Here is a 19,489-nt window from a genome sequence, read left to right on the forward strand (position 1 = left end):
TTAATGCCTGAATGAATACCGCAACGAGGCTGTTTTATTTAATTACGAAACCCTGAAAGTCGTCAGAGGGAATAATAATTAAGCCATATCCTGGACAGCCCGTTGAATCGCTTTGCTAGCCTGAATAGGCAGGCAAAGCTCAACCCGGAGGTATTCTTGCTGATAAGACTCAAGAAAGAACGAACGCATAAGGAGGATCGCCGGCTTGCTCTCTGGCTGGCGACCTCGGCAGGTTTGCTTAACGCCATCGCCCTTGGGGCATTTGGTTTTTTTCCCTCACACATGACCGGCAACACCTCACAGTTATCCAGCGAAGTTTCTTCTACCGATCTGAGCGATATTATTTTCTTCGGCTCGATTATTCTCTCATTTGTGGCTGGCGCCATTATTGCGCGCACAATTGTCATATGGGGTATTATCCATAACGTCAGGCTGGTTTTTTGCCAGATCCTTTTTGTCGAGGGGATATTACTGACCGGCGTTTCCTTCTACGAAATGTATTTCCATGCGCTCAACAACAACCGCGAAATTATTCTTTTTCTCTGCTTTCTGATGGGCATTCATAATTCCACCTCCACGCAGCTTTCCGGCGGACGAGTGAGATCGACGCACATTACCGGCACGCTAACGGACGCGGGGATTTCCCTGGCCTCCGTAATGGTCGCGATGCTGCGCAGGGATTACTCCAAAGATACGGCGGCGCAAAAAAGTCAGCTAAAAACCCACTTAACCACCCTGTTTTCGTTCATTACGGGCGGTATCGCGGGGCTGCTGCTGTTCAGATGGATTGGCTTCAACGCCATGCTGGCGCTGGGGTTGATGCTTGCGGTTGTCGCCGTGGTATCAATTATCACCGTCTCGTCGCGGGTTCGACGGGTGCGTGCCACTCTATGAAGATAATGACCTTTTTTCGGTGTAAGATCTCTTTAGATGTGACGTTGTCACATCTAAAGATTCGCTTTAGGACTATTCTGCCCGCCACACAATCAGGCCTTTCGCCGTAAGGCCTGGCTTAAGGTTGCCACTGTTTTCATAGGGTTACTGATTTTACCCCTTCGCTGGAACCCTTCCCAAACGCTTGCTATAGGTGAAATACCCCTGCCGAAACATGGCATAACAACAGGCAACCGGTGGTTGCTATAACGCATGCGCACAGGGAGACACACCGCAATGCACCCTTTACTCAAACGTTCGCTGCTGTTTGTCGGCGCCATTATCGTGGTCCTCGCCCTCCTCGTCTGGGGTATCGGACTGGAAACGATCAAGGCGCGTCAGGTTGACCTGGTCTACCTCGGGCAACAGCACATGATTCTGGTTTTCTCATCAATGTTCTTTGCCCTGATGGTGGGTATTCCGGCCGGTATTCTGCTGAGCCGCCCGGCCGCACGGGGTATCGCCGAATATGTGATGCAAATCTTCAACGTAGGCAACACGCTGCCGCCGCTGGCCGTGCTCGCACTGGCGATGGTGGTGATCGGCATTGGCGATACGCCCGCCATTATCGCCCTGTTCCTCGCCTCGCTGCTGCCGATCGTCCGCAATACCTATGCCGGGCTGTGCTCGGTCCCGCCGTCGCTGCTGGAAGCGGCAAACGGCATCGGGATGACCAAATGGCAGCGTCTGCGCCAGGTTGAGCTGCCTGCCGCCTGGCCGGTGATGCTCTCCGGCATTCGCATTGCGACCGCCATTAACGTTGGTACCGCGCCGCTGGCGTTCCTGATTGGCGCCAGCAGCTACGGCGAGCTAATTTTCCCCGGCATTTACCTGAACGATTTCCCGACCCTGATCCTCGGCGCGGCTGCCACCGCCCTGTTCGCCCTGATCCTCGATACCCTGCTGGCGGCGCTGGGTCGCGTGATGAGTCCCCATCTCCCCCGATAACAATAACAAGGAGCTTTTATGAGACTGATATCCGGCCTGGCGGCGCTGTGTGCCGCGGCGCTGTTTACCAGCCAGTCGATAGCGGCCCCGCTGATTCTGGCAACCAAGAGCTTTACCGAGCAGCACATTCTCTCGGCGATGACCGTGCAGTACCTGCAGAAGAAAGGATTCCAGGTGCAGCCGCAAACCAATATCGCCACGGTGATCTCCCGCAACGCGATGATCAACAAGCAGATTGATATGACCTGGGAGTACACCGGCACGTCATTAATCATCTTTAACCACATCAACAAGCGCATGTCGCCCCAAGAGTCTTACGAGACGGTGAAACGCCTGGACGCGAAGCACGGTCTGGTCTGGCTCAAGCCCGCCGACATGAACAACACCTATGCGTTCGCCATGCAGCGCAAGCGCGCCGAGGCGGAACATATCAACACCATGTCGGAGATGGTGGCCAAGATTGAGCAGGTCCGTAAAACCAACCCGGACAAAAACTGGCTGCTGGGCTTAGACCTGGAATTCGCCGGGCGTAGCGACGGTATGAAGCCGCTTCAGGCCGCCTATAAGATGGACCTGGACCGCCCGCAGATCCGTCAGATGGACCCCGGACTGGTCTATAACGCGGTGCGCGACGGCTTCGTCGACGCCGGGCTGATTTATACCACCGACGGCCGCGTGAAGGGCTTCGACCTCAAGGTGCTGGAAGATGATAAAGGCTTCTTCCCGAGCTATGCGGTGACGCCGGTGGTACGTAAAGACACGCTGGAGGCCAACCCCGGCCTGGAAGAGGCGCTCAACACCCTCTCGGCCCAGCTCAACAACGACGTTATCACCGAGCTAAACAAAAAGGTGGATATCGACCATCAGTCACCGCAGCAGGTCGCCCGCGATTTCCTGCGTAGCAAACAGCTGCTGTAGGAGGCACTATGGAGACGATTCACTACATTCTGGACAACTGGGATTACCTCTTAACCCTGACGCTGCAGCACCTGTGGCTGGTGGCGCTGGCCGTGGGCTTAGCCATTCTCATCGGCGTACCGCTGGGCATTCTGATTGTCCGCCACAGGTGGCTGGCGACGCCGGTGCTGGGGATTGCCACCATCGTGCTGACCATCCCGTCCATTGCGCTGTTTGGCCTGATGATCCCGCTGTTTTCGCTGATCGGTCAGGGAATTGGCGCCCTGCCTGCGATCACGGCGGTATTTCTCTACTCGCTGCTGCCGATTGTGCGTAACACCCATACGGCGCTCGACAGCCTGCCGCCGGGCCTGCGTGAAGCCGGACGCGGCATCGGCATGACCTTCTGGCAGCGCCTGCGCTGGGTCGAAATCCCGATGGCGCTGCCGGTGATTTTCGGCGGGATCCGCACCGCCGTGGTGATGAACATCGGCGTGATGGCGATTGCCGCGGTGATCGGCGCGGGCGGTTTGGGCCTGCTGCTGCTCAACGGCATCGGCGGAAGTGATATCCGCATGTTGATTGCGGGCGCGCTGATGATTTGTCTTTTAGCGATTGTGCTCGACTGGCTGCTGCACCGTCTGCAGGTGGTTCTGACTCCGAAGGGGATTCGATAATGATAAAACTGGAAAACCTCACCAAACAATTTTCACAGAAGCACGGCCAGACCTTTAAGGCCGTCGACAACGTCAACCTGAACGTGCCTGAAGGGGAAATGTGTGTGCTGCTGGGCCCGTCCGGCTGCGGGAAGACCACCACACTGAAGATGATTAACCGCCTCATTACCCCAAGCAGCGGGACGATCCTGATCAACGGCGAAGACACCAGCGGGATGGACACCGTCACACTGCGCCGCAACATTGGCTACGTGATCCAGCAGATTGGCCTGTTCCCGAACATGACCATCGAAGAGAACATTACCGTCGTGCCGCGCATGCTGGGCTGGGATAAAGCGCGCTGCAAAACCCGCGCCGAAGAGCTAATGGATATGGTGGCGCTGGATCCGCATAAGTTCCTGAATCGCTATCCGCGCGAGATGTCCGGCGGCCAGCAACAGCGCATCGGCGTGATCCGCGCCCTGGCGGCGGATCCTCCGGTACTGCTGATGGATGAACCTTTCGGCGCGGTGGACCCGATCAACCGCGAGGTGATCCAGAACCAGTTCCTGGAGATGCAGCGCAAGCTGAAAAAAACCGTCATGCTGGTGAGCCACGATATCGACGAAGCCCTGAAGCTCGGCGACCGTATCGCGGTGTTCCGTCAGGGGAAAATCGTGCAGTGCGCCAGCCCGGACGAACTGCTGGCGAAACCAGCAAACGAGTTTGTCGGCTCGTTTGTCGGTCAGGACCGCACCCTGAAGCGCCTGCTGCTGGTATCGGCGGGCGACGTCACCGACCAGCAGCCGACCATTACGGTGCGGGGCTCTACTCCGCTTTCCGAAGCCTTTGCGACCATGGATGATAATGATATTCGCGCAATTACCGTAGTCGACGAGCACGGCAAGCCGCTGGGCTTTGTGAAGCGTCGCGAAGCGCGTAACGCCAGCGGGACCTGCGCCGACATCCTGCATCCGTTCCGCATGACCGGCAAGGCGGAAGACAACCTGCGCGTGGTGCTGTCACGCCTGTATGAGAGCAACACCAGCTGGATGCCGATCGTAGATGAGGACGGGCGCTACAACGGCGAGATTTCTCAGGACTATATTGCCGAGTATCTGAGTTCAGGTCGTACGCGCCGGGCGCTGAATATTCACACCGACAGCTAACCTTTCTGGCCGGGCATCGCCCGGCTTTTCCGCACGCATACCTTTTGCTACCCCCGCGATTTCCCGCCACAATATTGTATCTTTCCCGTTTACTCGCGACCCATGCAACGTCTTCATACGTACCCAGACATCCGCGCGATGTTTCGTCGACTGCTGATTGCTACCGTCACCGGCGTGCTGGCCGCGCTGGCTGTTGCGGTGTTCCGCCACAGCATGTATCTGCTGGAGTGGCTGCTTCTCAGCAACGACAGCGGCAGCCTGGTGAATGCCGCCGCGTCGCTCTCACCCTGGCGGCGCGCGCTGACGCCCGCGCTGGGAGGGCTGGCTGCCGGGCTGCTGCTCTGGGGATGGCAGCGCCTGACCGCTCAGCGGCCACATGCCCCTACCGATTACATGGAAGCGCTGGAGACGGGCGACGGTCAGTTTGACTACGGCGCCAGCCTGGTTAAATCCCTTGCCTCTCTGCTTGTCGTTGCCAGCGGAAGCGCAATCGGGCGTGAAGGGGCGATGATCCTGCTTGCTGCCCTCGCCGCCTCCTTTTTTGCCCGGCGCTTTACGCCCAAGTCCGAATGGAAGTTATGGATCGCCTGCGGCGCAGCGGCCGGGATGGCCAGCGCCTACCATGCTCCATTAGCCGGAAGCCTGTTTATTGCGGAGATTCTGTTTGGCACCCTGATGCTGGCCTCGCTCGGCCCCGTCATTATCGCGGCGGTGGTGGCGCTGCTCACCACGCAGCTCCTGGCGCCGGGTACCGGCACGCTCTACGCGGTCCATTTGAGCGGCACACTCACCGCAGCCGATTATGCCCTGCTGGTCGCCATGGGGCTGCTGGCAGGGCTTTGCGGACCGCTGCTGATGTGGTTGATGGCATTCAGCCACGGTCTTTTCCTGCACTTAAAACTCTCGCCTCCGTGGCAATTAGCGCTGGGCGGTGCGATCGTTGGGCTGCTGTCTCTTCTGACGCCGAAGGTGTGGGGGAATGGCTACAGCGTGGTTCAGGCTTTTCTGCTCGCGCCGCCGCTGCTGTCGGTGATTGCCGGAGTGTTCATCTGTAAGCTGCTGGCTGTACTGGCGAGCAGCGGATCGGGTGCGCCGGGCGGGGTGTTCACGCCCACGCTGTTTGTCGGCATGGCAACAGGCATGCTATTCGCGCAGTTTTTCGCGCTGTGGCTGCCGGGTTCTGAAACGGCTATTTTGCTGGGGCTGGCAGGGATGGCAACGCTACTCGCCGCGACCACGCATGCGCCCATTATGTCGGCGCTGATGGTCTGTGAAATGACCGGACAGTATTTTTTACTGCCCGGTTTGCTGGTCGCCTGCGTGGTGGCGTCCGTATTGTCGCGGACGTTACGCCACGACTCGATCTACGGTCAGCACGCCACCGAGGGCAGAGAGATCGATGTACTGCGCTAGCTCGCGCTGCTCGGCGCGTGGCAAATAAGGCAGCTCGCCGACTAATGGGCCAGGCAGTTTGGTGCTCAGCACGTCAATAATCTCGGCGTAGTGCGCCAGGCCCGGGTTGATGCGGTTTGCCACCCAGCCAATCAGCGGCAGGCCGTCATTGGCAATCGCCTGCGCCGTCAGCAGCGCGTGGTTGATGCACCCTTCCTGGATCCCTACCACCATTACCACCGGAAGCTGCTCCTGCACAACCCATTCAGACAGCGGGCGCAAATCATTCATCAGGCTGCGCCAGCCGCCCGTCCCTTCAACCACTACGTGGTCAACCTTCTCGCTCAGGTTCGCCAGTCCGTCGGACAACAGGGGATAATTAATCAGGCCGCTGTGCGCTACGCTGCTCTCCTCTTCGCTTAACGCAATGGGATTGACCGCGTGATAAGGCAGTTCCAGTGACGAGACGCTTTGCAGCACCAGGGCGTCTTTATTACGCAATCCTTCTGGCGTCTCTTTACTGCCTTTTGCGACCGGTTTGTACCCTGCCACGCGTTTACCGCTTGCTGCCAGCGCCTGCAGCAATGCGCGGGATACGACGGTCTTGCCGACAGAGGTATCTGTACCAGTAACAAAGAAACGCTTAAGCATGACTCACTCCACCTCTTGGGTATGCTTCGAAAATATAAACCAGGTAAATAATTCAGTGGAGGAAGTCTACGGGATGCATGCGCTACCCGGCTTGAGATAGCGCAATTTTTCTTACATCAGCGGAAAAGAGTTAACCCTGTAGCAGGCGGATCAACAGCGAGCCGTTATACATGGCATCTTTGACCAGCGCCGCGCCTGCCATCGTGCCCTGGTTGGAAAACTGGGTGCTTTCTACCGCAATATTTTTGCTGTAGGCGGGAAGCGACTGCTGATGGATACAGGCCGAGATCGCCGGGAAGAGGATTTCCGCCGCCTGGCTCAGCGGTGAGCCAATGAGAATTTTTTGCGGGTTGAAGAGGTTCACCATAATGGCCAGAATGCGGCCAACGTTATTCCCTACTCCAGTAATAATGTCCTTCGCCAGCAGATCGCCCTGGCGCGCGGCGGCGCAGAGAGAATCCACCGTTAAGGGTTGTCCGTGCAGCGAGGAGCTCATGGACTGGCTGAGCCGGACCTGCGCCAGTTCCAGCACGCTTTCCACGCTGGCAATGGTCTCGAGACAGCCGTGGTTCCCGCAGTAGCAGCGCTTGCCGTACGGGTCGACCTGGGTGTGGCCGATTTCCACCAGGCTGCTGCTTCCGGCGTGGAGAAGCCGTCCGTCGGTAATCACCCCCGCGCCGACGTTATGGTCGATAACCACCTGAATCACATCCCGCGCGCCCCGGGACGCGCCGAACAGCGCTTCCGCCATCGTCCAGGCGCTGATGTCATGCTGAATATAGACCGGCACGCCGGTATGGTTTTTCAGCACCTCTCCCAGCGGCATCTCTTTCACATCGTCGTAGAACGGCATGCGGTGAACAATACCATTTTCGGTATCAATAATACCCGGCATGGTGATGGCGATCGCCGTTAAGCGTTCAAGGCGCTGCTGATGGCGGATAAAGAAGCGATCGATGTGCGAGACAATCGCCTCAAGGAGCGACTCCTCGGCGTTGAGCGGCAGTTCAAGACGGTCTTCCACCACCAGCTTGCTGCTCAGGTCGCGCAGCGCAAGGAAGATTTCCCCCCGGCTGATGCGCAACGACAGATAGTGCCAGGCCTCCGTCTCCACCACCAGCCCAACGGCCGGACGGCCACGGCTGCCCGGCTCCTGAATTTCCGTCTCCTGAACCAGGTGTGCTTCCAGCATCTCGCGGACTATCTTGGTGATACTGGCAGGTGCCAGCTGTGCCAGGCGCGAAAGATCGATACGCGAAACCGGACCAAGCTGATCAATCAGGCGATACACCGCGCCAGCGTTGGTCTGCTTAATCTGATCAATATGCCCTGGCTGACTATCCGCGACCACCTCGTACTCCCTTATTTTCGAGCTTCGAAATAAACTGTTGGCTATGGTGAAGCACTTGTATGGCTGCCGTCAAATATTTACTTAGCCATGTGATTTACCGCACATTTTTGCCCACTTTTGCCTGAAAATGCTGCCCGGCAGAGGCGTTCATCAACTGCTGTTTGAAGCGCTGCGCGGCGTGGCTCTGTTCTCGATGTTTTGACCAGACCAGCCACATCTCTGAAACGGCATCCTCTTCGGCAATGGTTACCCAGCGCATTTCGCGCAGTTGTACCCGTTTAAAGGAGGCTGGAAGAATAGAGACGCCCAGCCCGGCGGCGACCAGGCCGATAATCGTCATCGCTTCCCCGACTTCCTGGGTGATGACCGGGGCAAGATCGTAGCGGCGCATCATCCCCAGAATATCGTCATACAGACCCGTTCCAACCTGCGGGTCAAAAAAGACAAACGGCTCTTTTGCCAGCTCTGCCAGCGAAACCGCCGGACGCGACGCCAGCGGGTGATCGTGCGGGATCATGGCCATCAGCGGCTCACGCAGGATCACCTCCCACTCCAGCGAGTCCGGCAGCTGGGTATTACGCATCAGCCCCAGATCCAGCGAGCCTTCATTCAGTGGCGCGATCTGCTCGCGGGTGTTGATCTCGCGCGTTTGAATGTGAACATCCGGGAAATGGCGGCGGAATGACGACAGGGTTTCAGAGACGGCGCTGATAAACGGCGCGGACGAGGTAAACCCGATGCGCAACTCTCCGGCTTCCCCGAGATAGAGCCGTTCTGCCCGAGCGGCGGCGTCATCGACCATGCTCAGAATTTGTCGGCTGTCGTTCAGAAACTGCTTACCCGCCGCCGTCAGGCTCACGCTGCGGTTGGTGCGGGCCAGAAGGCGCGCCCCGACCTGCTGCTCCAGGATCTGAATCTGCTGGCTTAACGGTGGCTGAGAGATGTTTAGCCGTGCCGCCGCGCGGCCAAAATGCAGCTCTTCGGCGACGGCGACAAAGTAGCGGAGATGACGCAGCTCGATATTCATATTTCTAAAGTATCATTTGAGATTATTAATATATTAGACAGAATATTTACATTTTCCTACCCTAAACAGGTGGTCATACCCGTCACCAGAAATCACGGGGATGTTTAAGCAAGGAAACTGTGTGAGTCGTACAACTACTATTGATATCGATCCGGCCAGAGATATCAATGATTTACCCGCAGCATCGCAGCCGGTTCAGTTCATTAAACGTGGTACTCCCCAATTTATGCGCGTCACGCTGGCGCTCTTTTCCGCCGGTCTGGCAACCTTCGCCCTGCTCTATTGCGTACAGCCGATCCTGCCCGTTCTCTCCCATGAGTTTGGCGTATCGCCTGCCAGCAGCAGCGTTTCACTCTCTATTTCTACCGGCATGCTGGCGATTGGCCTGCTCTTTACCGGGCCGCTGTCCGACGCCATTGGCCGTAAACCGGTGATGGTAACCGCGCTGATGCTGGCCTCGGTCTGTACGTTACTCTCTACCATGATGACCAGCTGGCACGGTATTCTGGTGATGCGCGCGCTGATTGGGCTCTCGCTCAGCGGCGTGGCGGCGGTCGGGATGACCTATCTCAGCGAGGAGATCCACCCGAGCTTTGTTGCCTTCTCTATGGGGCTTTATATCAGCGGGAACTCGATTGGCGGAATGAGCGGACGTCTGCTGAGCGGGGTATTCACGGACTTCTTTAACTGGCGTATTGCGCTGGCAGTCATCGGGTGTTTTGCGCTGGCATCTGCCCTGATGTTCTGGAAAATTCTGCCGGAATCGCGTCATTTCCGCCCGACATCGCTGCGTCCGAAAACGCTGTTTATCAATTTCCGTCTGCACTGGCGCGACAAGGGGCTGCCGCGCCTGTTCCTGACCGGCTTCCTGCTGATGGGCTCGTTCGTCACGCTGTTTAACTATATTGGCTACCGCCTGATGCTCTCGCCGTGGCATCTGAGCCAGGCGGTGGTCGGCCTGCTTTCCGTGGCGTACCTTACCGGCACCTGGAGCTCGCCGAAGGCCGGGGCGATGACCGCACGCTATGGCCGCGGCCCGGTCATGCTGTTCTTCACGGCGATGATGCTGGTCGGCCTGTTGCTGACGCTCTTCTCCTCCCTGTGGCTGATTTTTGCCGGCATGCTGCTCTTCTCCGCAGGGTTCTTCGCCGCGCATTCGGTCGCCAGCAGCTGGATTGGACCGCGCGCCCGTCGCGCCAAAGGTCAGGCATCGTCGCTGTATCTGTTTAGCTATTACCTGGGATCCAGCATCGCCGGGACGCTCGGCGGTGTCTTCTGGCATAACTACGGCTGGAACGGCGTGGGCGGGTTTATCGCGCTGATGCTGTGCGCCGCGCTGCTGGTGGGCGCAAGTCTTCATAAACGTCTGAGATAATACGCCTGCGGGCTGATGTCCGTTAAGACGCTCCATCCACAAAAACGGCACCAGCGTACTGGTGCCGTTTCACGTTCAGGAATCCCAGGCCTGCTCTATCTTACCGGCTTCAAACTGCGGAGGCGGTTTTCGGAAACGGCGCGTGAGCCACGTCAGGTAAAGGATCCCCAGTGCCGCCCAGATGAGGCCAAGCGTCAGGGACGTCGCTTCGAGGTTTATCCACAGCACGCCGACCGTGACGGCACCGATGAGCGGCAGCAGGAGATAATGGAAACGATCTTTCCACGTTTTGTTCAGCCCCTTACGCCGCCAGAAATGGTTGTACACCGAGAGATTAACAAACGTAAACGCCACCAGCGCGCCAAAATTGATCAGCGCCGTCGCGGTCACGAGATCGAAGTACAGGGCCGACAGCGCCACTATCCCAACCATAATGACGTTAAGGGCCGGCGTACGCCATTTCGGATGCACGTAGCCAAACACCCGCTCCGGAAACACGTTGTCACGCCCCATCACATACAGTAAGCGCGAGACGCTGGCGTGCGAGGCCAGGCCTGAAGCGAGCGTATTCACAAACGTGGTACACAGAAACACCGACTGGAAGAGCTTGCCGCCCACGTACAGCGCTATTTCCGGCAGCGCGGCGTCCGGGTTCTTGAAGCGCGCGATCGTCGGAAAAAAGAGCTGCATGAAAAACGAGGCAACAATGAATATCAGCCCGCCATACAGAGCGGTGAGGAAAATCGCTTTGGGGATCACCCGCGCCGCGTTTGGCGTCTCTTCCGACAGCGTGGTGACCGCGTCAAAGCCGAGGAAAGAGAAGCAGACGATAGTCGCGCCGGTAATAATCGGGATCAGGTGTGCGTTCTCGCTGATAAACGGCTGGAGCGACCAGACGGTGCCGACGCCCTCCCCCTTGTGCAGACCGTGCACCACGAGTATGACAAACACCACCATGATGGCGATCTGCACCAGCACAAACAGGGTGTTAAAGTTGGCGACCAGATTCACACTCTTGAGGTTCGCCAGCGTCAGGATCGTTACAAACCCCACCACCCAAACCCACGGCGGGACTTCAGGGAACAACGCGGAAAGGTAGATCTTCGCCAGCAGCACGTTGATCATCGGCAAAAAGAGATAATCCAGCAGCGATGACCAGCCGACCATAAAGCCTAAGTGGGGTCCGATCGATTTCTGCGTGTAGGTATACGCAGAGCCTGCTTCCGGGAACTGTCGTACCAGTTTACCGTAGCTGATGGCGGTAAACATGACGCCAGCCAGCGCCAGGAGATACGAAGCGGGCACGTGGCCGTTGCTGATACCGGACACAATGCCGAAGGTATCAAACACGGTCATGGGGGTGAGATAAGCCAGCCCCATCATGACCACCTGCCAGAGCTTGAGGGAACTGCGCAGCCGGGTTCTTCCGGCCATGCCCGGCGAGTCAAGAGAGGTGTTAGTCGCCATAAACCGTCCCCCCCATGCTTACCGTGGTTTGCAATCGCGCTGTCCTTAACGCAAACCTGCTTAGCAAAGGGGGAAGTTGTAAATAACACACGCGATCGTACCAGCGCACCGTCTCTGGCTCGCACTCACAGCAGGCGCCTGACTGGCCCCCTTCGCCCTGCGGATAGTTGAACATCTGCATCATTTCCTACCTCGTCACACAGTGTCGTTAAGAAAATCCCTGTGCCGCCTGCGCTCCATAACGCGACTCCCGGGAGATAGCTGGCGTGCCAGCAAACAGTTAGGCCAGGCTCCGCGCAGGCCGTTTGGTGTTACGTATGAGATGAAACAAAGCGGCCCCTTACCGGGGCACGTCATCAGGCGTTTTTCAGCATCCACTCAATTTCCGTTTCGGTAATCAGGCGTTCAAACTGCAGTAATTCATCGTTTTTGCAGGCGTGATAGACGTGGCAGAAGCGTTCGCCCAGCCGCTCGCGCAGGCTATCGTTTTGCATAAATTCCCACAGCGCATCGCTCTGACGGATCGGGAACGGCAGTCCGTCCTGCTCCAGACCATTGCCTTCCACTTCTTCCTGCAGCGGTAAATTGTTATCCAGGCCATGTAAAATGCCGGCAAAAATAGCCGCCATCACCAGATACGGATTCGCGTCAGCGCCCGCTACCCGATACTCGACCCGATGGTTATGGCGATCGCCACAGGGGATACGCAGGGCAACGGTGCGATTATTGTGTCCCCATGACGCCTGCGTCGGCACGTACATTCCCGGCTGGAAACGGCGGTAGGAGTTGACGTTCGGTGCCAGCAGCGCCATGGACGCAGGCATCAGGTCGATCATCCCGGCCAGCGCGCGTTTCAGCAGCGCGGAATCCTCGCCGCTGGCGTCTGCGAGCACGTTTTCGCCTCGGTTGTTTTGCATGCTGATATGGATGTGCATCCCGCTGCCCGCATGTTCTTCATACGGCTTTGCCATAAACGTGGCGTGCATCTTATGTTTTTCTGCCATCTGCCTGACGAGACGTTTTAGCGCCAGCGCATCATCGCAGGCATCGAGCACGTTTTCCGTATGGTGTAGGTTAATCTCAAACTGGCCCGGAGAGGCCTCAGCCACTGCCCCGTCAGCGGGGATCAGCTGCAGCTGCGCCAGTTCGTCAATGTCGTTCAGTACGTCAGCAAAGTGGTTCAGATTATCAACCGAGTAGACCTGACTCTGCGTGTTGCGCACGTCGGTGCCCGGCGCGCAGGGTGGCTGCAGATAGCCGTCGGCATCGCGTTTACGGTCAAGTAAATAGAACTCCAGCTCTACCGCTACCACGGGGAACAGGCCGCGCTGGCGCAGCTGCTGCCAGAGTCGGTTGAGTACGTTCCGCGGCTCAACGTCAAAGGGAGCGCCATCTTCATCGACCATGGTGAGCTGCACCTGACCAATGTATTTCGGGTCGGCGGCGGACGGCGTCAGGGTGCCCGGTACCGGCACGCAGATACAGTCCGGCTCGCCGAGCTCCTGTCCCAGGCCCGCCTCTTCCACGACGTTACCCAAAATGTCCATGGCGAAAACCGATGCCGGGAAATAGCAGCCTTTTTCAAGCTTGCTCAGTCCGGCAACCGGGATGCGCTTGCCGCGAAAACAGCCGTTCAGGTCGGTCAGGAGGACATCAATAAACTGGGTGTCAGGATACTTTTCTAAATAGCGCTTCACTTCCTGCGTAAAGGCGCTGCCCCGCCTCTCATCCGTGTGCTGCACAAAGTTCTCAACTTCTACGATATTGGTTTCCATGATTTACCACCGTTTTGGGATTTGCGTTCGCTGCTCTGGACTGTCAAATATAATGTCCACCCTATCGAATCTGTATGCAAATAAATTGTTTGTCAAATGTTAAATTAAGTTTGCAAAAGGCAGATCCCGTTGCTAGATTGAGAAAATATTGAACGAAAAGGCCGTTTTACAGGCGAAAATGGCCTAAATTTAGTCCACTTTGTGAGGGCGATCATGGAAAATATAATGAACAAGCCAGTTATTGGCGTGGTGATGTGTAGAAACAGGCTTAAGGGTCATGAGACCCAGACCCTGCAAGAAAAGTACCTGAATGCCATTATTAACGCGGGGGGTTTACCGATTGCCTTACCGCATGCGCTGGCAGAGCCAGAGCTGCTCACCGCTCTGCTGCCCACCCTGGACGGGATTTACCTGCCGGGCAGCCCAAGTAACGTGCAGCCGCACCTTTATGGTGAAAACGGCGATGAGCCTAACGCCGATCCCGGGCGAGATCTTCTGAGTATGGCGCTGATTGCCGCCGCGCTCGAAAGGCGCATCCCCATTTTCGCCATCTGCCGGGGGCTGCAGGAACTGGTTGTTGCGACGGGGGGGACGCTGTATCGCCGCCTGTTCGAGCAGAACGACCTGCTCGAGCACCGGGAAGATCCTGAACTGCCGGTTGAGCTACAATACGCTCCGTCTCATGAAGTTCAGGTTCAGGAGGGAGGACTGCTGTCTCAATTAATACCAGGCTGTAACACATTTTGGGTAAACTCGTTACACGGGCAAGGTGCACGGACGTTAGGACCACGGCTTCGCGTGGAGGCCCGCTCGACGGATGGGCTGGTCGAGGCGGTCAGCGTTCATGACCACCCTTTTGCCCTCGGCGTGCAATGGCACCCCGAATGGAACAGCAGCGAGTACGCCCTGTCCCGTATGTTGTTTGAAGGTTTTATCACCGCCTGTCAAAGCCACATTGCCGAGAAGCAGCGGCTTTGACCACTACCGTAAAGGAAATGCAACTATGAGCGATGACGGACTGGCGCCAGGGAAACGTCTGTCTGAGATCCGCCAACAGCTGGGTCTCTCGCAGCGGCGTGCCGCCGAACTGTCTGGGTTAACACACAGTGCCATCAGCACCATTGAGCAGGACAAAGTCAGTCCTGCTATCAGTACGCTGCAAAAGCTGCTGAAAGTCTATGGGCTGTCGCTCTCGGAATTCTTTTCGGAACCGGAAAAACCTGATGAACCGCAGGTGGTTATTAATCAGGAAGACCTTATCGAAATAGGCAGTCAGGGAGTTTCGATGAAGCTGGTTCATAACGGAAATCCGAACCGTACGCTGGCGATGATTTTTGAAACTTACCAGCCTGGAACCACGACCGGAGAGAGGATCAAACATCAGGGTGAGGAGATCGGTACGATACTGGAAGGTGAAATATTGTTGACCATTAATGGCCAGCAATATCACCTGGTTGCGGGGCAAAGCTATGCCATCAATACCGGCATACCGCACAGCTTCAGCAACACCTCGGCAGGCGTCTGCCGCATTATCAGTGCCCACACCCCCACCACGTTCTAATTACCACTCAGTCCCGGCGTAAGCGCGCTTACGCCGGGAAATATAAAAACGATCGCTGTCGGCATTTAACGGGTTAATTCCCGGGATGCCCCACGGCTTCGTATTGCCTGAAACGGCCATGCCTTTATTTATCTGATTGCGAAAGAAAGGAGTGAATATGCATTTTCAGCACCTGACTTACTGGCAGGATAAAGCAAAAAACAGCGCCATTGAGACCCGGTTATTTATTAACGGTGCCTATTGTGACGCCGCCGATAACACCACGTTTGCAACCGTCAATCCCGCGACCCAGCAGACGCTGGCGAACGTCGCCCGGGGCAAGCAGGCGGACGTGGACCGCGCGGTTCAGGCCGCGCGTGAGGTATTTGAGCGCGGTGACTGGTCGCAGGCGTCTCCGGCGCAGCGCAAGGCCGTGCTAAATACGCTCGCCGATTTAATGGAACGCCACGGCGAAGAGCTGGCATTACTGGAAACGCTGGACACAGGTAAACCCATCCGCCACAGCCTGCGCGACGATATTCCCGGCGCGGCGCGCGCCATTCGCTGGTACGCCGAAGCGGCGGATAAAGTCTACGGCGAAGTGGCGCCTACGGGTCCGGGCGAGCTGGCGATGATCGTGCGCGAACCCATCGGGGTTGTCGCGGCCATCGTCCCCTGGAACTTCCCGCTGCTGCTGGCCTGCTGGAAGCTGGGCCCGGCGCTGATCGCGGGCAACAGCGTGATACTGAAACCGTCGGAGAAATCGCCCCTCACCGCCCTGCGGCTGGCCGGACTGGCGAAAGAGGCGGGCCTGCCTGACGGCGTGCTGAACGTGATAAGCGGTTACGGCCACGAAGCGGGCCAGGCGCTGGCATTGCATCCGGAGGTCGAGGTGCTGACGTTTACCGGCTCTACCCGTACCGGCAAGCAGCTGTTGAAGGACGCGGGAGAAAGCAACATGAAGCGCGTCTGGCTGGAGGCGGGCGGCAAAAGCGCCAACATTATCTTTGCCGACTGTCCGGACCTGGACAAGGCCGTGAGCGCGACCGCCGCCGGGATTTTTTATAACCAGGGGCAAGTCTGTATCGCCGGTACCCGTCTGCTGCTCGAAGACAGCATCGCCGATGAGTTCCTGGCCAGGCTAAAAGCGCAGGCTCGTCACTGGCAGCCGGGCGATCCGCTCGACCCGGACAGCACGATGGGCATGCTCATCGACGCTGCGCACGCCGATACCGTCCACACGTTCATTCGCGAGGGAACCCGGAAAGGCACGCTGCTGCTGGACGGGCGGGAACAATCATGGCCTTCCGCAGTCGGTCCAACCATTTTTGTCGACATCGACCCCGCCTCCCCGCTGTGCCGGGAAGAGATTTTCGGGCCGGTGCTGGTCGTCACCCGTTTTAAATCTGAAGAGGAAGCCTTAACGCTGGCCAACGACAGTGAATACGGGCTTGGCGCGGCGGTATGGACCCGCGATCTTTCCCGCGCGCACCGCATGAGCCGCCGCCTGAAGGCCGGCTCGGTCTTCGTCAATAACTATAACGACGGTGATATGACCGTTCCCTTTGGCGGCTATAAGCAGAGCGGCAACGGTCGCGATAAGTCCCTGCACGCGCTGGAAAAATTTACCGAACTGAAAACCATCTGGATTGCCCTGGAGCCTCAATCATGACCGAACATACCACCAGCTACTACGCGGCCAGCGCGAACGCTTACGAACCTTTCCCGACGCTTAACGAGTCGATCAGCTGTGACGTGTGCGTGGTGGGCGGCGGCTATACCGGCCTCTCCTCCGCGCTGCATCTCGCCGAAATGGGCTACGACGTGGTGCTCCTTGAAGGGGCGCGCATCGGCTTCGGCGCCAGCGGACGCAACGGCGGCCAGCTGGTTAACTCCTACAGCCGCGATATCGACGTGATCGAGAAAAACTACGGGCCCGATGCCGCCAGAATGCTCGGGAGCATGATGTTTGAAGGCGGGGAAATCATCCGGGAACGCATCCAGCGCTATCAGATCCAGTGCGACTATCGTCCCGGCGGGCTGTTTGTGGCGCTTAACCATAAGCAGCTGGAGACGCTGGAGGAGCAAAAAGCCAACTGGGAACGCTACGGCAACACGCAGCTGGAGCTGCTGGACGCCAGCGCCATTCGCCGGGAAGTCGACAGCGAACGCTATACCGGCGCGCTGCTGGACCGCAGCGGTGGGCATATTCATCCGCTGAACCTGGCGATCGGTGAAGCGGACGCCATTCGCCTGAACGGCGGGCGGGTATATGAGCAGTCCCCGGTGACCTCCATTCAGCACACCAGCCCGGCCGTGGTGAGCACGCAGCATGGCCAGGTGACGGCCCGCTACGTGATCGTCGCCGGGAATGCCTATCTCGGCGATAAGATCGAACCGGAACTGGCAAAACGCAGCATGCCCTGCGGCACCCAGGTTGTAACCACCGCCCCGCTGGCGGAAGAGGTCGCCCGCACGCTGATCCCCAATAACTACTGCGTGGAAGATTGTAACTACCTGCTGGATTACTACCGTCTCACCGCCGACAACCGCCTGCTGTACGGCGGTGGCGTAGTGTATGGCGCGCGCGATCCGGACGATGTCGAGCGCCTGGTGATGCCAAAGCTGCTGAAAACCTTCCCTCAGCTGGCAGGCGTCAAAATCGACTACCGCTGGACGGGCAACTTCCTGCTGACCCTGTCCCGTATGCCGCAGTTTGGTCGTCTGGATAAAAACATCTATTACATGCAGGGCTACAGCGGCCACGGCGTGACCTGCACCCACCTGGCCGGACGGCTGATCTCGGAACTGTTGCGCGGCGACGCCGAGCGCTTTGATGCGTTTGCTAACCTCCCGCACTACCCCTTCCCGGGCGGCCGCAGCCTGCGGATTCCATTTACGGCGATGGGCGCGGCGTACTACAGCCTGCGCGATCGTCTTGGCGTATGATCGTTTCGACAAAAGGGTATCTGACATGAGTAACCAGGAATTTCATCAGCGCAGACTTTCTGCCACCCCGCGCGGCGTAGGCGTAATGTGTAATTTCTTTGCCCGCTCGGCGGAGAATGCCACGCTTACCGACGTGGAAGGCAACGACTATATTGATTTCGCCGCCGGGATCGCGGTACTGAACACCGGCCATCGCCATCCTGAACTGGTGGCCGCAGTGGAAAAACAGCTTCACCAGTTCACCCACACGGCCTACCAGATTGTGCCGTATGAAAGCTACGTTTCATTAGCTGAAAAACTTAACGAGCTGGCCCCGGTGCAGAGCCCGGCCAAAACGGCGTTCTTCACAACGGGCGCGGAAGCGGTGGAAAACGCCGTTAAAATCGCCCGGGCCCACACCGGCAGACCGGGCGTGATTGCCTTCGGGGGAGGCTTTCACGGCCGCACCTATATGACCATGGCGTTAACCGGCAAGGTCGCGCCTTACAAGCTGGGATTTGGTCCCTTCCCGGGGTCGGTTTATCACGTGCCGTATCCCTCCGAGCTGCACGGCATCACGACGCAGGATGCCATCACGGGGATAGAACGCCTGTTCAAAGCAGATATTGAGGCGAAACAGGTGGCGGCGATCATTTTTGAACCCATCCAGGGTGAAGGCGGATTCAACGTCGCCCCGCCAGAGCTGGTGGCCGCCATCCGTCGTATCTGTGATGAGCACGGGATCGTGATGATTGCCGACGAAGTGCAGAGCGGCTTCGCCCGAACGGGTAAGCTGTTTGCGATGGAACACTACGCGGACAAACCCGACCTGATGACGATGGCTAAAAGCCTGGCAGGCGGAATGCCGCTGTCCGGCGTGGTGGGCCGCGCCGAAATCATGGACGCGCCGGCTCCCGGCGGTCTGGGGGGGACCTATGCAGGCAACCCGCTTGCGGTGGCCGCCGCGCACGCGGTGCTGAAGATTATCGACAACGAGTCGCTATGCGCGCGCGCCCGTCAGCTTGGCGATCGGCTGAAAGCCACGCTGGAGGAGATTCAGGGCACCTTCCCTGCGCTCGTGGCGATAAGGGGAAGAGGATCGATGATCGCGGCGGAGTTTTTTGATCCCGAGAGCCGTGAACCGTCGGCCGCCATCGCGCAGGCGATCCAGCAAAAGGCGCTCGCCCAGGGCCTGCTGCTGTTGATCTGCGGCCAGTACGGCAACGTGATCCGCTTCCTTTATCCGCTGACCATTCCGGATGCTCAGTTCAGCCAGGCGCTGGCAATCCTGCAACAGGTTATGCGCGATAAGTCCTGAGTGCCCACCGAAAACCGTCTCCCGGAATGTCGGGGACGGTTTTCTACGGAGGAGATCGGCAT

At 58.1% G+C, this 19,489-nt stretch carries 17 protein-coding genes; 12 read left to right on the forward strand and 5 right to left on the reverse strand.

What is annotated here, in order from left to right; all coding sequences use genetic code 11:
• The first annotated feature begins 156 nt into the window (after positions 1 to 156).
• The 6 genes from USH94_RS06485 to clcB all read left to right on the forward strand — a co-directional run bounded on the left by USH94_RS06485 (position 157) and on the right by clcB (position 6,016).
• On the forward strand, positions 157 to 894 hold the full coding sequence (locus tag USH94_RS06485) for a YoaK family protein (RefSeq protein WP_111965735.1): 738 nt from the start codon (positions 157 to 159) through the stop codon (positions 892 to 894).
• 276 nt (positions 895 to 1,170) lie between these two features.
• Positions 1,171 to 1,881: an osmoprotectant ABC transporter permease OsmY gene (gene osmY, locus USH94_RS06490; RefSeq protein WP_111965734.1), complete on the forward strand. Its 711-nt coding sequence runs from the start codon at positions 1,171 to 1,173 to the stop codon at positions 1,879 to 1,881.
• Positions 1,882 to 1,899: 18 nt separating this feature from the next.
• Positions 1,900 to 2,799, forward strand: a complete 900-nt coding sequence (osmX, locus tag USH94_RS06495) for an osmoprotectant ABC transporter substrate-binding protein OsmX (protein WP_111965733.1) — start codon at positions 1,900 to 1,902, stop codon at positions 2,797 to 2,799.
• 8 nt (positions 2,800 to 2,807) lie between these two features.
• Positions 2,808 to 3,455, forward strand: coding sequence for an osmoprotectant ABC transporter permease OsmW (osmW, locus tag USH94_RS06500; protein WP_021241193.1), 648 nt, complete (start codon positions 2,808 to 2,810; stop codon positions 3,453 to 3,455).
• Positions 3,455 to 4,603 carry an osmoprotectant ABC transporter ATP-binding protein OsmV gene (gene osmV / locus USH94_RS06505; RefSeq protein WP_111965732.1) on the forward strand — a complete coding sequence of 383 codons (1,149 nt, stop codon included), beginning with the start codon at positions 3,455 to 3,457 and terminating at the stop codon, positions 4,601 to 4,603. Before osmW ends, osmV begins: the two co-directional genes overlap by 1 nt.
• Positions 4,604 to 4,705: 102 nt before the next feature.
• A complete protein-coding gene (gene clcB, locus USH94_RS06510) occupies positions 4,706 to 6,016 on the forward strand; it encodes a voltage-gated ClC-type chloride channel ClcB (RefSeq protein ID WP_111965731.1) in 1,311 nt (436 codons plus the stop codon).
• Here the strand turns inward: clcB and bioD are convergent.
• The 3 genes from bioD to USH94_RS06525 all read right to left on the reverse strand — a co-directional run bounded on the left by bioD (position 5,951) and on the right by USH94_RS06525 (position 9,024).
• A complete protein-coding gene (bioD, locus tag USH94_RS06515) occupies positions 5,951 to 6,646 on the reverse strand; it encodes a dethiobiotin synthase (RefSeq protein ID WP_111965730.1) in 696 nt (231 codons plus the stop codon). The two genes, clcB and bioD, sit on opposite strands and share 66 nt — an antisense overlap.
• 130 nt (positions 6,647 to 6,776) lie before the next feature.
• Entirely contained in the window at positions 6,777 to 7,997 is a 1,221-nt protein-coding gene (gene mlc / locus USH94_RS06520; RefSeq protein WP_111965729.1) for a sugar metabolism global transcriptional regulator Mlc, read from the reverse strand.
• 94 nt (positions 7,998 to 8,091) lie between these two features.
• Entirely contained in the window at positions 8,092 to 9,024 is a 933-nt protein-coding gene (locus USH94_RS06525; RefSeq protein ID WP_111965728.1) for a LysR family transcriptional regulator, read from the reverse strand.
• A 121-nt stretch (positions 9,025 to 9,145) separates the two neighbouring features.
• On the opposite strand from USH94_RS06525, the gene USH94_RS06530 reads away from it, so the two are divergent.
• Entirely contained in the window at positions 9,146 to 10,399 is a 1,254-nt protein-coding gene (locus USH94_RS06530; protein WP_111965727.1) for an MFS transporter, read from the forward strand.
• Positions 10,400 to 10,474: 75 nt separating this feature from the next.
• On the opposite strand, the gene USH94_RS06535 is transcribed toward USH94_RS06530, so the two are convergent.
• Together USH94_RS06535 and USH94_RS06540 are read right to left on the reverse strand one after the other, a co-directional pair.
• On the reverse strand, positions 10,475 to 11,866 hold the full coding sequence (locus tag USH94_RS06535; protein WP_045284883.1) for an APC family permease: 1,392 nt from the start codon (positions 11,864 to 11,866) through the stop codon (positions 10,475 to 10,477).
• A 356-nt stretch (positions 11,867 to 12,222) separates the two neighbouring features.
• Entirely contained in the window at positions 12,223 to 13,641 is a 1,419-nt protein-coding gene (locus tag USH94_RS06540) for a glutamine synthetase family protein (protein ID WP_111965725.1), read from the reverse strand.
• Positions 13,642 to 13,854: 213 nt separating this feature from the next.
• On the opposite strand from USH94_RS06540, the gene puuD reads away from it, so the two are divergent.
• The 5 genes from puuD (at position 13,855) to puuE (ending at position 19,427) form a co-directional block, all read left to right on the forward strand.
• Positions 13,855 to 14,619 carry a gamma-glutamyl-gamma-aminobutyrate hydrolase gene (gene puuD, locus USH94_RS06545; protein ID WP_045910614.1) on the forward strand — a complete coding sequence of 255 codons (765 nt, stop codon included), beginning with the start codon at positions 13,855 to 13,857 and terminating at the stop codon, positions 14,617 to 14,619.
• A gap of 25 nt (positions 14,620 to 14,644) precedes the next feature.
• Positions 14,645 to 15,202 carry an HTH-type transcriptional regulator PuuR gene (puuR, locus tag USH94_RS06550; protein ID WP_111965724.1) on the forward strand — a complete coding sequence of 186 codons (558 nt, stop codon included), beginning with the start codon at positions 14,645 to 14,647 and terminating at the stop codon, positions 15,200 to 15,202.
• Positions 15,203 to 15,359: 157 nt separating this feature from the next.
• The gene (puuC, locus tag USH94_RS06555; protein WP_111965723.1) at positions 15,360 to 16,853 is read left to right on the forward strand and encodes an aldehyde dehydrogenase PuuC; all 1,494 of its coding nucleotides are present in this window, start codon (positions 15,360 to 15,362) and stop codon (positions 16,851 to 16,853) included.
• Entirely contained in the window at positions 16,850 to 18,130 is a 1,281-nt protein-coding gene (locus tag USH94_RS06560) for an NAD(P)/FAD-dependent oxidoreductase (RefSeq protein WP_111965722.1), read from the forward strand. Before puuC ends, USH94_RS06560 begins: the two co-directional genes overlap by 4 nt.
• Positions 18,131 to 18,155: 25 nt before the next feature.
• Positions 18,156 to 19,427, forward strand: a complete 1,272-nt coding sequence (gene puuE / locus USH94_RS06565) for a 4-aminobutyrate transaminase (protein ID WP_111965721.1) — start codon at positions 18,156 to 18,158, stop codon at positions 19,425 to 19,427.
• Positions 19,428 to 19,489 lie beyond the last annotated feature (62 nt).

The sequence above is a fragment of the Enterobacter sp. 148H3 genome (assembly GCF_034107425.1).
GTDB lineage: Bacteria > Pseudomonadota > Gammaproteobacteria > Enterobacterales > Enterobacteriaceae > Enterobacter > Enterobacter vonholyi.

Bases quoted from the DNA above. Each gene is read 5' to 3' on its own strand.
- osmY (WP_111965734.1), top strand. From the start codon at position 1,171: ATGCACCCTTTACTCAAACGTTCGCTGCTGTTTGTCGGCGCCATTATC.
- osmX (WP_111965733.1), top strand. From the start codon at position 1,900: ATGAGACTGATATCCGGCCTGGCGGCGCTGTGTGCCGCGGCGCTGTTT.
- osmW (WP_021241193.1), top strand. From the start codon at position 2,808: ATGGAGACGATTCACTACATTCTGGACAACTGGGATTACCTCTTAACC.
- osmV (WP_111965732.1), top strand. From the start codon at position 3,455: ATGATAAAACTGGAAAACCTCACCAAACAATTTTCACAGAAGCACGGC.
- clcB (WP_111965731.1), top strand. From the start codon at position 4,706: ATGCAACGTCTTCATACGTACCCAGACATCCGCGCGATGTTTCGTCGA.
- bioD (WP_111965730.1), bottom strand. From the start codon at position 6,646: ATGCTTAAGCGTTTCTTTGTTACTGGTACAGATACCTCTGTCGGCAAG.
- USH94_RS06525 (WP_111965728.1), bottom strand. From the start codon at position 9,024: ATGAATATCGAGCTGCGTCATCTCCGCTACTTTGTCGCCGTCGCCGAA.
- USH94_RS06535 (WP_045284883.1), bottom strand. From the start codon at position 11,866: ATGGCGACTAACACCTCTCTTGACTCGCCGGGCATGGCCGGAAGAACC.
- USH94_RS06540 (WP_111965725.1), bottom strand. From the start codon at position 13,641: ATGGAAACCAATATCGTAGAAGTTGAGAACTTTGTGCAGCACACGGAT.
- puuD (WP_045910614.1), top strand. From the start codon at position 13,855: ATGGAAAATATAATGAACAAGCCAGTTATTGGCGTGGTGATGTGTAGA.
- puuR (WP_111965724.1), top strand. From the start codon at position 14,645: ATGAGCGATGACGGACTGGCGCCAGGGAAACGTCTGTCTGAGATCCGC.
- puuC (WP_111965723.1), top strand. From the start codon at position 15,360: ATGCATTTTCAGCACCTGACTTACTGGCAGGATAAAGCAAAAAACAGC.
- USH94_RS06560 (WP_111965722.1), top strand. From the start codon at position 16,850: ATGACCGAACATACCACCAGCTACTACGCGGCCAGCGCGAACGCTTAC.
- puuE (WP_111965721.1), top strand. From the start codon at position 18,156: ATGAGTAACCAGGAATTTCATCAGCGCAGACTTTCTGCCACCCCGCGC.